Raw genomic sequence first — 13399 nt, 5'->3', positions numbered from 1 at the left:
CGTGCGTTAGGCGGGTGTTCTTTAGACTTTCCGAACAGGTCTTCCAGTTCTTTGTCGTTCAGTGCATTAACCTCATCAAAAGTGAGGCCGCTGGCTTTGAATGTCGCTACATATTTTTTTACCGTGTTTCTCGATGCATCAGCCTGGGCAGCTATGGTCATTAAAGGCCGCTGTTGGCTGTACATCTTTAATATCTTTCTGATCTTACTCATGCTGATTGTTAAGTTTGCCATTCTTAGGAAGGTGTGTTTGCCCTCAAAAGATGGTCTCTTTTACAGCATTTGCTACGACTTTGCGGTGGTCAGTTTGCCCCGGAATCAGGTGGTCAGTTTCGCCCGGAATAGATGGTCAGTTTGTTCCGGAACATAGTGGTCAAGTTCATCAGAATCTCCAAGCAGGGCCTTCAAATGGGACATGTTGTAAAAAATGTATCTTCTTCATAGCTATTGAGTGTTGTGACTTTCATATTCGGTCCAATAGTAACTGTCCGGTGTAGGACGTTGACCGAAGATGGCTGTTCCCACACGGATGGTCGTAGCACCTTCTTCAATGGCAATTTCAAGGTCACCGCTCATTCCCATGGATAATTCCCGAACGGAAACATTTGGAATGTTGGCTTCAATAATCTGCTTTTGCAAATTTTTAAGTAGTTTGAAACAAGTACGCACTTTTTCAGATTCATTGCTTAAAATACCAATGGTCATTAATCCCGTGATCTGAACATTTTTTAGCAGTGAAATTTGACGGATTAACGATAGTGCCTCAGCCGGATGCACACCATATTTGCTTTCCTCATCAGAGGTGTTCACCTGTATATAAATATTCATTTTACGATCGGTGATCGATAGTCGTTGGTCAAGTTTTTCTGCGAGTTCAAAATTGTCTATGGACTGGATACAGGAAATATTATACTTTAAAAGGTCTTTTATCTTATTGCTTTGCAAATGCCCAATGAAGTGATTGACATGTGGAGAGTGCGCTAACGATGTGTATTTTTCCCTGACCTCCTGTACTTTGTTTTCAGCAATTATTCCGCAGCCAGATTCCAGGGCTATTAATATCTTCTCAACAGGGACCGTTTTAGTTGCTAACAATAAGGTCACTTCATTCGGACACCTGCCTGCCTTCACACAGGCCTTTTCAATTCGTCGTTGAACAGCTTCAATATTTCTTATGATGATTTGTTGATCTTCCATATTTTAACTATAAGCTGCCGGTATTTCTGTGACCTGATCGGCCCGATTGCAGACATTCGTTTCTTCAATAACTAACTCCATGGCGTTGATCAGGTTTCTCTTTACAGATGTGAGCGTAATGTCCTTCGCTTCTGCAAAGGATATGTCATAAATCCGATCTACTGACCTTATATTTTCCGGATATCGGGAAAGCAGATCGTCATAATAATGATCTAATACTGCCGGTGACGGTATAGTATAATTCAGTTGCAATTGAAAACGCCTCAGTATCGCAGGATCCAGAAAAGAACGGTGGTTAGTCGCACAAATCAATAGTGATTGCAGCGGTAACTGATCAATGAGCTGGATAAGCGTATTAACAATTCTTCGCATTTCCCCCACATCTTTGTCGTCAATATTCCGGGCTTTGCCGATCTGATCAAACTCATCTAACAACAGTACCCCGTTTATTTTAGCTATATGGGCAAAAACCAGATTTAGATTTTGTGCGGTCTCGCCGATCTTAGCACTGATAATATTGCTCAGGTTTAAAATAATAAGCGTTTTACCCAGTGCATTGGCAATTCCCTTAGCAGTGGCGGTTTTACCACAACCAGAACTACCGGACAGTAACAATTTGTTATTTACGGGTAGCTCATACTTGCTCAACTCTGTTGCATACTTAAATTCTTTCAACAAGTCGTCAAGTTTTGCCCGCTCAGTTTCGGGAAGAAAGAGGTCGCCGAGCGCAATCTTTTCTTTATCATTTAATATGAGATCAGACAAATACATTCGTTTTAGTAGTTTTACAGATTATGCTCAATGGATCAATTACTTATGCCCTAACGGCAACGGGAACTGATGTAAAATTAAGTTTACCCGTTGCCATCTGGCTGGTGCAGAATTTAAAAAAGCCGGTAGTCCAGATATGCCGGCTAGTTCTGAACCAATTTTACGCTATCAAGGATTTTAGCTAATGCCTGCGTGTCGTGTTCACCTAAGGGCTGTAGCGGGTTTCTCAATTCCCCCCCCTTTTCGCCAAGCAGCTCCAACCCCGCCTTAATTGCGCGCGGTAATCCTTTTGCAACGATGAATTTTAACACGTCTAATTGCTTCAGGAATACTTTTTGCGCGGCACCTAAATCATTTAGCCTGATCATTTCGTACAAACTCAGATTGAGTTCCGGGATAATGTTGGCTGCTGCCGTGCACCAACCGGTGGCGCCGGCAGCGAATGCTGCTAACGCCAGCGGATTAGAACCATTGTAAAACGCAACTTCTTCACCGAGTTCTTTTTTCAAAATATGCATACGCTGTACGTCGCCGGTACTTTCTTTGATCATGGTGACGTTTGGTATCTCCAGCAACCTTTTTAACAGGGAGGGTGACATATCGATACCTCCTGTCGCAGGATTATTGTAGGCCATGATCGGGATATTAATTTTCGACGCCACTTTGTCGTAATGCGCTACGATTTCGTCATCGGTAAGTTTCCAGTAACTCATAGGAATAATCATTACCGCGGTGGCACCTGCTTTCTCTGCGTACTGAGCATGGTATATGGTTCGCTCCGTAGTTAAATTTGATACGCCGACCAAAGTGGGTACGCGCCCTGCTACCTGTTGTGTAGTGGCTTCTGTAATAGATTCTTTCTCTACGTCCGTTAGATAGGGCAATACACCGGTGCTTCCCAACGGCGCAATGCCATGTGAACCGGAAACTATCAACCGCTCAACCTGGGCTTTGAATAGCGATATATCTACCTGATCGTTAGTATTAAAGGGTGTAATGGGATAGGCAATGATCCCTTTAAATGGTACATTTTTCATTTTGTGGATTTTATAAATGCTCGCCTAAACGCGCAAGCATGCTATGGAAATAAATTAAAGATCGCGGCCTTCTTCTTCGCGGAGTGCTACGCCCAGGTTCTGTAGTTGCGGTGCGTTTTCACAGGCAATATATTTTGCAGATTCAGTATCGCTAAGGTTTTGGTGCCTGTGCCAGGCCCATGAGGGAATATATATGGCATCACCCTTTTGCCATTCTATTTTTTCACCTTCAATTTCAGTATAACCCTTGCCTTCCAGTACATACAATACCGTTTCATACGTATGACGGTGTTTGTTGGTAAGCTGACCGGCTAGCAATCCTCCGATGGTCATGCTCACGTTCTTGCTTGGCAGATCGACAAAAAATACCGGGTGTTTACGCTCGGTCGAAAATTGGTTGTGTTCACCTGCGTTTTCCACATTGCGGTGTACCAGGTATGGCGGTTTTACAAATACCGGTCTGGCAAATGTTTTATGAAAATCCTTTGAACTGAATTGTTTTTGCTCGTCATGGATTGCTGTCCTGATCTCGGTTCCAATACCGTTGGTTTTTGTAGTTGACATAGTTAATAATTTTTGTTCTTGCATTATTGCAATACAAAATTGTAATATATTTGGACTGCTTTACTGATACAGAATTTCATTAATTAGATAGTCCAGTTATGCTTAGACCCTGGGATTTACAAATCGATATTGATACCCGGATTGACAAAGCCGTATATATACAGATCGCTGATGCTATGATCGCTGCGATCAAAAGCGGCAAGCTTCAAAGCGGGGATCCTTTACCTGGCAGCCGGCACCTTGCCGGTCAGCTTAAACTGAATCGAAACACGGTGATTGAAGCGTTAAACGTGTTACTTGCAGAAGGTTGGTTGATTTCCAGAGAGCGGAGCGGAACTTTCGTAGCTGAGGATTTGCCAAGCTTTAAGGAAGTAAAGCGAAAAGCAGCAGCGGCTCCATCCGGAGCTGTCCAGCTGCCACCAAGTATCGTTTTTAATGATGGTATTCCAGATACCCGGATTGCACCTATCCCCCAGCTTGCAGGCGCGTACAGGCAAATATTCAATCGTAAAGGCAGATGGCAAATGATGGGTTACAGTGACAGCGCCGGTGATGTCGATTTTCGCAATGCGATAGTTCAAATGTTGAACTACAAGCGCGGAATGAGATTAACAACAGATGAAATATTTATAACGCGTGGCAGTCAGATGGCCATGTACCTCACGGCGCATTCTCTTTTAACTCCGGGTGATGTAGTAGCAATAGAGAATCCGGGGTATAAGCCGGCTTGGTTAGCATTTGAAAATGCCGGCGCGCAATTACTTCCCATTGGCGTAGATAACGAAGGAGTGAAGGTTGATGATTTGAAAGCCCATTTGAAAAATGGAAAATTGATCAGGGCAATTTATATTACACCTCATCACCAATTTCCTACAACGGTTACCATGAGCCTTGCCCGGCGTTTGGAACTGATAGCATTATCCAATCAGTATAACTTTATGATAATTGAGGATGACTATGATAATGAATTTCATTTCGGCCAAAGACCTATATTGCCCGTGAGCAGTTATGAGAACGCCCAGCATTTCGTTTATATCGGAACCATGAGCAAAATTGTGTCGCCGGCCTTGCGTATCGGCTATCTGGCGACCTCTAAAGAACTGATCACCAAAGTAAGTGCTTTGCGAAAAATTATTGATACGCAGGGTGACAATATGATGGAGCAGGCAGTTCTTCAACTTATTAATGACGGTCACATCAAACGCCATCTGAGACGGGCAACATTATTGTACAAAAATAAGCGTGACGCCTTTGAAAATATGATCAGGGAACATCTGGGAGATAAAGTAATATTTCAAAAACCGGAAGGCGGGCTTGCATTTTGGTTGCAACCTAAAAATGAGATCGATCATACTTCCCTGGCAAAAATGCTGCTTGATAAAGGCGTTCAGATCCTGCTTCCTGAAAGCTTCAGTTATGGTGAACCGGTTAATGGCTTAAGGTTAGGTTATGCATCCCTTACGGAGCAACAGTTAGAAGAGGGGATAAAAAAGATTGCGCAAATCCTTTAACGCTATTATATAGTGATTGGCAGGTGTTCGGCGCAATCAAGCCGGAGATCGCCGATGTTCAAATGTTTTTCAAGCAATTTACAAAAGTGCCCATCCGCGTTAGTCATATGAAAATGGCAGGTCAGGCACATGCGTTGTACCGGAAATATTTTGGCATCATGTAATGCGAGTATGATATCGCCCATTAAACTAACTAATTTTTCTTTATCTCTTATATCAATTTGATTGATCGCCGATATCAGGGCTCCCGCATAATTATCAGCATTAAGGGCCTGTGATCTACCAGCCGAAGTTAATTCAAGTTTTATATGCCTGTTGTCAGCTCCTTCTCTGACCTTATTGACCAATCCCTTTTTGACCAGTGCACTGATCGTATCACTGATTGAAGAATTGCTGATATTAAATTCTTTAGCAAGATCGCTTACATAATAATCAGTAGGCTCATGCTTTAATAAAAAAGTCAGTAACTGAATCTGTGTAGGATTCAGTTTACTTGCTTTAGCCGCATTCCAGGAGAGCGTTTTTAATCCCTGAGCTATCCTTTCAAAGGCGGCAATGATATTTTGATCTAAGCCGCCTTTGAGTGGGAGTTCACCAATCGCTTTATTAAGTAAGTAGAGAAGATCTTCCTTGGTTATTTCATCAACTGGTTTCCACTCTATGTTTTTTGCCTCAGTTTCTTTTAAAAAAAAACCTCTATTATCCTCAATCTTTAAGTATTTCATATGTTTTTAATCTTCTATCATCATAAGCTATCTGCCCTGCTTCTAAGCAGCTTAATAAAATTTCATAATTATCAATAGTATAACCGTCGGTGCTTCTTAATAGTTTATCTGAAGGATATCCAAAAAACAATTGATATTTAACTTCAGTATTATTAATAATTGACTTTTTGGTATATACCACAAAATCCGGCTTAATTGATGCGCCTACTGTGCTATTATGAGTAACGATAACCACTGGAATTTCCTTAGATATTTCTTTAAGTAATTCATTAACATCATTTTTTAAAAACATGTTATCAAAAGATGATTCTGGTTCATCAATTAAGAGCAAATCACATTGAAGAGCATCTCCAATTTCATGTAGTAAATTAAATTCAGAACGTTCTCCTCCAGATACTGGAAAACCGTGTTTATTAAGCGTCTTATATTCTATATCTACAAAGTATTTGTGATAATCGGTTTCTTCTAAACCGACCTCCTTTAATGCGTTAAGATATGAATAAGGGTTACCGTAATAGCCGAAAGCGTTAGTAAAAGCTAACTGTCTACCGCTTTTATTCTTAAGTTGCTGTGCGCCTGTGTATTTTCGCGTTCTCGCTACAACTTTAAACCCTCTTATTTCTTTTTTATCTATTTCCTTCTCATTTTGAATTTCTGACACCACAGAATTAAACCTTTTAACTTTTTCGTTTTCCATTAAGATTTTGTAAAAGTCAATTTCAGCGGGTGGGGCAGATGACGTTTTCAATTTCAAATCGTCTTTAACTTTATTAATCAAATCATTAAGCCAACGGCGTTTCAAATTTTGTTCTTGTTGTTCAATAAGTTTATTAATTAAGTCAATTAATAGATTTTTTAAAGAGTCTACCGATAAATGTTTGGTTATTATATCATGGTATTCAGAATTTTCCATCAACAACGTTCCTGCTTCAATAAGCCGTTCGAGGTTTTTTAACTCCGTTTCAAAAAATAAGGTTGTGCTAAACAGTGATGCTTTTGAAAAACTATCCAACTTGTCATTTTCTGATGCAAACTTTAATAATGTTTGAAGGTATTTATCTAATTCAATTTTATTAGCTCGTTGATCAACTTTCAGTATGTCCGAAACAACGCCCTTCAATTCTTTTAAATATTGTTCATTGACAGTACTATGACGGGTAGTCAGAAGATTTTTAAACTTTTCTTCATCATTTTGAAGTAGTGCAAACTGTTTAAGATATTTAACATTCTCAAAAGATTGCATTATCCTTTCTAGCGTATGAGTTTTACCTGAAGAGCGCTCGCCAAGTATAATATTCAGCCCTGTTGACATAAACAACCCATCGTCGGTCACTTGAAACGAGTTGTTGCCATCTGTTTTTGACAAACATACTTTCGTCTTATCTGTAAGACAGGCTTTTATACTTCTTAAACTTATTTCACCAACATCAACAAATGTTTGACGAGTAGGAAATGATTTAATACCGTCACAGATTCTGATATCGCTAAAAATTACTGGCGTAAGTTTGGTGCTATCTTTTGAACATGATTTAAATTTTCTTGTGCTTGTCACTTCTCCTGCGACGATATGTGGTGCAAGTTTTGTAATAGTATTTTCAGAAATATTTGGTTTCTTTTCATAGTGAGGGATTAGCAAATACCTGCTTAAATCAGGGAATATAGCTTTTAGGTTTTCAACTGAAATGTAATCCTCTCTTGTTTTGATTAACACCTGTATTTGCTTACACTTTCTATCAAAATCTCTCAATTCAGTATTCTCAGATATCAAAAGTAAATGCCCCTTTTCGATATCTATTTCAATTCCTGGAAGAACTTTTATCTTAACTTGTTCAGCAATTTGATTAAACTGTTCTAAGTCGAACAAATTATGATTAGTAATCGCTATACAATCTAACCTTAGCTTTGTAACGTACTCTTTTAACGTGTTAAGACAGAATTCGAAATGTTTATCACTTAATGGGGACGCGCAGGTATGAATATGAAGATCAATTTTTTTCATCCGAGTAAAGTATTGTTGTTTTGGATAAGAAAGAAAGGGACTTTAATTTATTTTTATTATGTATGGCTATTATCAGACCCTCCTATTCATAGAGCCCTCCGCCAATATCCGGAATCATTTTTCCCAGCCACAGAGCGTTTTACCGCTCTTCTTTGCGTCCTCCAGCGAAACCTTGATAATCCGGTGTTGACAATTACTCAACCCGCGGCAATTTTCCTGTAAATGGTACCGATTGGCTCCAGGGCTATCGCATAAATAAACCGTAGTCGGTTCATGACCGGTCAAACCGGCCGTCATCAATAAAACGAATAAAAAAATTTTCATGAGTTCGGTAATAGGTTATCTAAAGTTAAATAAATTAATCGCTAAAGCCCAGGCCATTGATGGAACCTCATCGTCCCGACTTTTCGTTTTGGCATCAACAGCTTAGCTTTGCCGGATATCAGCTATTCAATAGCCCTTAAAAAGACTGACACTTACATCCGCCACTCAGCCTCCGACAGCCTCCAACTGTCCGGCAAGCAGCTTCAGCTTTCTTTTATGCAACTCCATATGATGGGCGATACACACATCATAATCCGTTTCCACGTGCGTCAGCTTATTGACCAGAATAAACACCTCGATACCAAACAGCAGGAACGCCCAGAGCAGCCAGACCACCAGCGCCGGCACCGAATCCCTTAAAATCTCATACATCAGCTTCAATTCGTAAAGAAAACCGTTACTCGCCTTCGCCTCCTGCTCTACCTCCTCCCGCAGCTTGACGATCCGGTCATCATAGCGCATTTTGATTTCCCGCAGCTCCCGGATCTGTTGATCCAACGCTACAATCATTGATTTTTTAGGATTCTCCACCGACACCGATTCATACACTAACTGATTCGTTGTCCTCATCCGCGTAACCGGCGTTTTGGTCAGCGTATCTATCGTCGTATAACTGCTCTGAACCGGCCGGCTTACCCTATTGGTCATCAGTACGGTCGGCTTTTCATCCACCTCCGCTTTTAATTTTTTTTGCTCCGCCTCCTTCTGACCCAGGCTTGAATCGATATCTGCCACCTGCCGTTTCAGCTCCGCCTGCTTCGCAGGTAACAGCGAATCCACCTGCGCATTGATCTCAAAAAGCTGCCGATGCGCGATATCCTCCCGGAAAATGATCTGATCGATGATCACAGAACCGATAACCGCCATGATCAGGGCAATCGCTCCCCGAACCCAGTATTTGAGATTCCCCTTCCCTTCAGACATGATGATCTGCCGCTCCACCTGGAGAATGATCAGCACGAAGATCAAGGCCCCCAACACACTGTAATACGAGCTGCACTGTAAGTAATTCCGGGCAAACGAATAACCAATAAAAGCCCAAAGGATACTGACGATCAGCAGGGCTGCCGTATACCTTTTCACCGCCCGGTGCGACACCTCGCTGCAACCCTGCAAAATACTGTATTTATAACCCGTCAGAAAACATCCGAACCGGATCCACCAATCTGTTCTCATTAAAACCTCCTCGTTAAAATCTGGTGATGAGATATCGCCGCCAGGCCGTTTTTAAACCCCCGGGTATACGTGATCAGCATTCCCTTACAATCACCTTCATTGTTCATCGTATCCCGTTCGATCGCCAGTACCTTTCCGATATGACCCAACGCGATCTTCTTTTTCATTTCCAGCTCCTCCACCGTGTCCACCATACCGCCCCGGGTGCGGCTGGAAATATGATAATCCGTTTCTCCGATAAAATCCTCATAAAAGGTTTTTACTTTCTGAATCGTCCGGATCAGCTCATTCCTGATCGCTTCCAGCTGCTGGTCCAAGTGACTGCTGTCCGGATTCAACAAAGCATCATCATAACCTTTCGCCTCGTGATTGAGATCCAGGAAAGCATACAGCAGCGCGATATTGTGATCAATCCGGGGCGGTGGCGGCTGCTGCGCCGTAAAATGCCCCGCAGGCGACGCAGCCGGCTCTATAAACACACGCTCCTCAATCTCCGGCAAGGGCTGTACAGCCGTCCTGTCGTGCCCGTTGAGCGTCTCCGGGCCGGCACCATTCAGCGCGCCGCGTTTGAAAAAATTAAACATGGTATCAAAGGTTTAGTGTAGGTACTTTAAATTTACTGTGTCCCCGCTGGTGACAGCTTCTGCAAAGCGTAATCAGCAGGTGATCTTCATAATCCCAGGGCATCTTAAAAGCGCCCGCGACCAGAATAAAATGATACTGCCGGTGGTGAACCTGCAACTCGTCCTCGCCCCGGCAAATCACACAGGCGTTTCCGTCCCGCGACACGATTTCCGCACGCTTCGCTTTCCAGCGCGGATCGAACAGCAACACGCCATAAGTGCCATGCGCAGGTACCTCTTCCGGCAGGACACCGGCCGCGACTGACCCCGCCGCCGGAGCCATCCGGTACCGTCCAGGTGGTTTCCCGCCGGCATTGACAGCCGAATAACGATATTTCATCTCTCAAACAATTAAAATGAAGGACATTCCGGAAGACTTAACAGATTGTTGGGCGCGTATCCGTCATCCCTGGTTTTCAGATATTCCCGGCCATTATGAACGGCGATAAGTACATCGACCGATCTCCCGCCAACCATGACGAAATATTCCTCCAGTTGATATCTGATATTGAAAATAGCGATATCCTCGGCTAATCTCCAGCGCGAGCCCGCATATACGCCACCAATGTATTGTATGCGCTCATGCGGATCGTAATGATCTCCTCTTTTGTTGATACAGCTGATTTGTTTCCTTGTTGCCATAATGATCTTGTTTTTTAATTGACAGATCAAAAATAGCCGGGCAATACCGCTTATTTTTACGGGAAACCGTAAAACGGATCAAATCAGCATCATTTCCTTGCAAAAGGCTACCAACTGTTCATTCTTAGAAAAACGCATCGCGCTTTTAATCAGGTTCAGGCGCTTCTCCACACTGCTCAGACCAGCAGGCCGGATTCCCCGGATCCCCAACTGAGCCGGGATATCCTTCTGGGCATAACCATCCGCCAGCAACCCGATGATAACCTTGTCATACGGCGTGAACAGATGGAGGTTTTCCTGAGCGGAAATACTCCGCAACTCCACCGGGTAAAACCGGCGCCCCCGGGATATCCGCTCCAGCGCGGCTTTCAATTCCCTGGCGTCCCCCCTCGCCTTGCGGACATAACCATCGATATGAAATTCATCAAAAAGCGAACGGATAACGGTCACTCTACTTTCAGCGGAAAAAACCAACACCTTCAGAGCCGGCTGAACAGCCCTGGCCTCCGCAATCAGTTCCATTCCTTCTGGAATCTGCCTCGAGGTACCCTCCGTTTCAAAATAAAGATCGGTGACCAGCAAATCATAGCCGCAGGAATTCCGCAGTGTACTCCGGACCTTGGCTAAAGCCTGGTCACAATAGAAGGCATGATCGACCCTACCGATCTCCAACTCTCCCAAAGTTCGCTGCAGGGATAAATTCATCATTTCCTGATCTTCCGCTATAAGTACGTTTTCAAACATAGGTAGTAGCATTAAACAAGCGGCATCGTTAAATGGACCTGGACGCCCTTTACCGCCTGGTTTGCAAAAGTAATGGAACCGCCGACCGACCGGATACGGGAAACCGTATTTTTCAGCCCCCTTCCCCCGGAAGTCATATCCGCAATCCCAATCCCGTTGTCCCGATAGGTGACCAGCAAATAACCACCTCCGGAATCAAAGGATAAATGCGCCCGGCCAGCCCCGCTGTGTTTCTGCATATTGACCAGTAATTCCTGTAAAACAGGAATAAGCTCCGCCTTGGCGGGGTCACTGACCTTTTGCCAAAGACTTTCCTCATTACCGGTCACTGCAAGCCGGATCGACCTGCTCTTGAAAGCACCCGCCAGCTCCGCGATCTCCGCACTGAAAGGACGCTCAGACCGCTGATCACTTTCATGCGCAATATCCCGCGACCGCTCGTACATGGTTTCCAACTGGTCGAGTAAATCTTCCCTGACCAGCTGCTCGCCATACTCCACCTCATTCATCACCCGGTAAATACCATTGGCGACCACATCATGGACCTTCCTGGAAAGCAGCAGTTTAGTTTCCTGCACCCTTTGATCGGCTGCCCGCTTCATGCGCTCCCTTCTTATCCGAAACAGGAAGATACCCGCGGCTGTACCAGACGCGATTAGCCCGATCAATGCAGTCAGCTGGTATTTTTTTGTCGTATTTTCCTGCTGCAAACGCAGGTTGTCCGCTTTATTCTTTTCCGTATCATACCGGATCATGGCAAACTGGTTTTTCGCCGCTTTGCGGGCAAACATCAAACTGTCACTAAGCGCCTGGTAACGTAAAAAATAAGGCCTGACTGCCACGGGGTTAGCCAACCGCGCCAGCTTCTGCAAGGCCTCCAGTTCATCATCGGCACTTTTCAGCCGCCGCGCCATCACCAGCATCTTATCTGCATAATACAAAGCGGAATCCGGACGGGAAACCATGTAAAAATCAGCCAGGTGGGCAAAACTCGAATTCTGTCCCCAGGTATCCTTTTCCCTGACCCGGATAGCAAGCGCCCCGCACAGATCCAGAGCTGCATCATAATGGCGGTTCCTCAGCCATAAAGTCGTAGCCAGATTCGTCAAAGCACGCGCGTATACCGTGCCCTTCCGGTCGCAAAGCGCAATCACCCGCCGGTAACTGGCGAGCGCCTCCCCATACCTTTGAAGCTTTTGAAAGGCATTGCCCTGATTCGTTAAGATATACTGCAATAATTCGGGCGCCCTTGTATAACTAAGCGCCTGCTCGCAATATGCAAGCGAAGCAGCATACTCCCGCAGCGCGTAGCTGCTCATGGCCAGCTCATTGAAATCTGTAGCCAGGTAATCGCGGTCTTCCGGCCTGCGCTCGTCAAGCGACCTCAGAGACATTGTCAAACTCTCCTGCGCGCCGTAATGATCTCCAGCATCCGACTGGATCAAGGCCATATTATAAGCGGCCAGGGCCGCCACCCGCCTGTCCTTCGTATTTTCCGCCAGGCGGTTAAAATGTAAAAAGGCAGAATCCCGGTTAACCTCCAGCAATTGATAAGCCTGATGATAAGCGGCGCCGTAATCGGCCACCATTTGATTCTCCTGTTTCCGGCAGGAAAAAAACAGCAGTGGGATAAGGAGCAGGGATAACAGCAGTTTCTTCATGCTGATTTTTGAAACCAAGATACAAAAAAAACAGGCACCGCTGCGGGTGCCTGTTTTTAATTATTAATGAATCGGGGGCGGAGGTATATGTCCGCCATCTCCTCCGGTATCATTTTGCGTAGTTACCGTACCGTTATTATCATGTGGTTGCGCCGGGCATGAACATGCCAGAAAGAGCGCCCAAAAAAGCTCAAACATTTCTTTAAAATTTAAAAGGTGATTAAATCCGGCAGCCTGCCCCGGAGACTATCCCCGGAGCACCATCTGCCGACCGCATAAGAGGCGCCTCTTATAGTTTTTTGGGAAGTTTGAGCGCAGATCACGGAAGCCTTAAACCGCTTCCCAGGCCGGTTACCAGATACCGCTCTCCCCGCTCGCAGAAATCGTTCGAATCGATTTCTGCAGCAAACATAAAACGAGTCAATC

Annotated in this window: 14 protein-coding genes and 1 pseudogene; 1 reads left to right on the top strand and 14 read right to left on the bottom strand. The window is 44.2% G+C overall.

Annotation, left to right across the window (positions count from 1 at the left end; all coding sequences use genetic code 11):
* From AAGC65_RS01880 to AAGC65_RS01860, 5 genes and pseudogenes are all read right to left on the bottom strand, one after another.
* Positions 1 to 233, bottom strand: a pseudogene (locus AAGC65_RS01880) (IS21 family transposase); the annotation flags it as partial.
* Between the two features lie 210 nt (positions 234 to 443).
* Complete coding sequence (locus AAGC65_RS01875) at positions 444 to 1196, bottom strand: YggS family pyridoxal phosphate-dependent enzyme (RefSeq protein WP_343110705.1); 753 nt, start codon at positions 1194 to 1196, stop codon at positions 444 to 446.
* Between the two features lie 3 nt (positions 1197 to 1199).
* The gene (locus AAGC65_RS01870; protein WP_343110704.1) at positions 1200 to 1967 is read right to left on the bottom strand and encodes an ATP-binding protein; all 768 of its coding nucleotides are present in this window, start codon (positions 1965 to 1967) and stop codon (positions 1200 to 1202) included.
* Between the two features lie 143 nt (positions 1968 to 2110).
* The gene (locus tag AAGC65_RS01865) at positions 2111 to 3004 is read right to left on the bottom strand and encodes a dihydrodipicolinate synthase family protein (RefSeq protein ID WP_343110703.1); all 894 of its coding nucleotides are present in this window, start codon (positions 3002 to 3004) and stop codon (positions 2111 to 2113) included.
* A 54-nt stretch (positions 3005 to 3058) separates the two neighbouring features.
* Positions 3059 to 3568, bottom strand: coding sequence for a cupin domain-containing protein (locus AAGC65_RS01860; protein WP_343110702.1), 510 nt, complete (start codon positions 3566 to 3568; stop codon positions 3059 to 3061).
* Positions 3569 to 3666: 98 nt separating this feature from the next.
* Between AAGC65_RS01860 and AAGC65_RS01855 the strand changes: the two genes are divergently transcribed.
* The gene (locus AAGC65_RS01855) at positions 3667 to 5079 is read left to right on the top strand and encodes a PLP-dependent aminotransferase family protein (protein ID WP_343110701.1); all 1413 of its coding nucleotides are present in this window, start codon (positions 3667 to 3669) and stop codon (positions 5077 to 5079) included.
* Between the two features lie 5 nt (positions 5080 to 5084).
* Here the strand turns inward: AAGC65_RS01855 and AAGC65_RS01850 are convergent, their stop codons facing one another.
* The 9 genes from AAGC65_RS01850 to AAGC65_RS01810 all read right to left on the bottom strand — a co-directional run bounded on the left by AAGC65_RS01850 (position 5085) and on the right by AAGC65_RS01810 (position 13171).
* Positions 5085 to 5804, bottom strand: coding sequence for a MarR family winged helix-turn-helix transcriptional regulator (locus AAGC65_RS01850; protein ID WP_343110700.1), 720 nt, complete (start codon positions 5802 to 5804; stop codon positions 5085 to 5087).
* Positions 5785 to 7803 carry a PHP domain-containing protein gene (locus AAGC65_RS01845; protein WP_343110699.1) on the bottom strand — a complete coding sequence of 673 codons (2019 nt, stop codon included), beginning with the start codon at positions 7801 to 7803 and terminating at the stop codon, positions 5785 to 5787. Before AAGC65_RS01845 ends, AAGC65_RS01850 begins: the two co-directional genes overlap by 20 nt.
* A 489-nt stretch (positions 7804 to 8292) precedes the next feature.
* The gene (locus AAGC65_RS01840; RefSeq protein WP_343110698.1) at positions 8293 to 9303 is read right to left on the bottom strand and encodes a DUF4407 domain-containing protein; all 1011 of its coding nucleotides are present in this window, start codon (positions 9301 to 9303) and stop codon (positions 8293 to 8295) included.
* The gene (locus tag AAGC65_RS01835; RefSeq protein ID WP_343110697.1) at positions 9303 to 9887 is read right to left on the bottom strand and encodes a hypothetical protein; all 585 of its coding nucleotides are present in this window, start codon (positions 9885 to 9887) and stop codon (positions 9303 to 9305) included. Before AAGC65_RS01835 ends, AAGC65_RS01840 begins: the two co-directional genes overlap by 1 nt.
* 4 nt (positions 9888 to 9891) lie before the next feature.
* Positions 9892 to 10266: a hypothetical protein gene (locus AAGC65_RS01830; RefSeq protein WP_343110696.1), complete on the bottom strand. Its 375-nt coding sequence runs from the start codon at positions 10264 to 10266 to the stop codon at positions 9892 to 9894.
* Between the two features lie 11 nt (positions 10267 to 10277).
* Positions 10278 to 10568: a DUF3892 domain-containing protein gene (locus AAGC65_RS01825; protein ID WP_343110695.1), complete on the bottom strand. Its 291-nt coding sequence runs from the start codon at positions 10566 to 10568 to the stop codon at positions 10278 to 10280.
* A 78-nt stretch (positions 10569 to 10646) separates the two neighbouring features.
* On the bottom strand, positions 10647 to 11312 hold the full coding sequence (locus AAGC65_RS01820; protein WP_343110694.1) for a response regulator: 666 nt from the start codon (positions 11310 to 11312) through the stop codon (positions 10647 to 10649).
* 11 nt (positions 11313 to 11323) lie between these two features.
* Entirely contained in the window at positions 11324 to 12973 is a 1650-nt protein-coding gene (locus tag AAGC65_RS01815; protein WP_343110693.1) for an ATP-binding protein, read from the bottom strand.
* Positions 12974 to 13036: 63 nt separating this feature from the next.
* Positions 13037 to 13171, bottom strand: a complete 135-nt coding sequence (locus tag AAGC65_RS01810) for a hypothetical protein (RefSeq protein ID WP_343110692.1) — start codon at positions 13169 to 13171, stop codon at positions 13037 to 13039.
* Positions 13172 to 13399: the final 228 nt, after the last annotated feature.

The organism is Mucilaginibacter sp. (assembly GCF_039207105.1).
In the GTDB taxonomy this organism is placed as follows: Bacteria; Bacteroidota; Bacteroidia; order Sphingobacteriales; family Sphingobacteriaceae; genus Mucilaginibacter.
This window is presented reverse-complemented; position numbering and strand designations above follow the sequence as displayed.

Bases quoted from the DNA above. Each gene is read 5' to 3' on its own strand.
- AAGC65_RS01870 (WP_343110704.1), bottom strand. From the start codon at position 1,967: ATGTATTTGTCTGATCTCATATTAAATGATAAAGAAAAGATTGCGCTC.
- AAGC65_RS01845 (WP_343110699.1), bottom strand. From the start codon at position 7,803: ATGAAAAAAATTGATCTTCATATTCATACCTGCGCGTCCCCATTAAGT.
- AAGC65_RS01850 (WP_343110700.1), bottom strand. From the start codon at position 5,804: ATGAAATACTTAAAGATTGAGGATAATAGAGGTTTTTTTTTAAAAGAA.
- AAGC65_RS01875 (WP_343110705.1), bottom strand. From the start codon at position 1,196: ATGGAAGATCAACAAATCATCATAAGAAATATTGAAGCTGTTCAACGA.
- AAGC65_RS01855 (WP_343110701.1), top strand. From the start codon at position 3,667: ATGCTTAGACCCTGGGATTTACAAATCGATATTGATACCCGGATTGAC.
- AAGC65_RS01860 (WP_343110702.1), bottom strand. From the start codon at position 3,568: ATGTCAACTACAAAAACCAACGGTATTGGAACCGAGATCAGGACAGCA.
- AAGC65_RS01810 (WP_343110692.1), bottom strand. From the start codon at position 13,171: ATGTTTGAGCTTTTTTGGGCGCTCTTTCTGGCATGTTCATGCCCGGCG.
- AAGC65_RS01820 (WP_343110694.1), bottom strand. From the start codon at position 11,312: ATGTTTGAAAACGTACTTATAGCGGAAGATCAGGAAATGATGAATTTA.
- AAGC65_RS01840 (WP_343110698.1), bottom strand. From the start codon at position 9,303: ATGAGAACAGATTGGTGGATCCGGTTCGGATGTTTTCTGACGGGTTAT.
- AAGC65_RS01830 (WP_343110696.1), bottom strand. From the start codon at position 10,266: ATGAAATATCGTTATTCGGCTGTCAATGCCGGCGGGAAACCACCTGGA.
- AAGC65_RS01835 (WP_343110697.1), bottom strand. From the start codon at position 9,887: ATGTTTAATTTTTTCAAACGCGGCGCGCTGAATGGTGCCGGCCCGGAG.
- AAGC65_RS01815 (WP_343110693.1), bottom strand. From the start codon at position 12,973: ATGAAGAAACTGCTGTTATCCCTGCTCCTTATCCCACTGCTGTTTTTT.
- AAGC65_RS01865 (WP_343110703.1), bottom strand. From the start codon at position 3,004: ATGAAAAATGTACCATTTAAAGGGATCATTGCCTATCCCATTACACCC.
- AAGC65_RS01825 (WP_343110695.1), bottom strand. From the start codon at position 10,568: ATGGCAACAAGGAAACAAATCAGCTGTATCAACAAAAGAGGAGATCAT.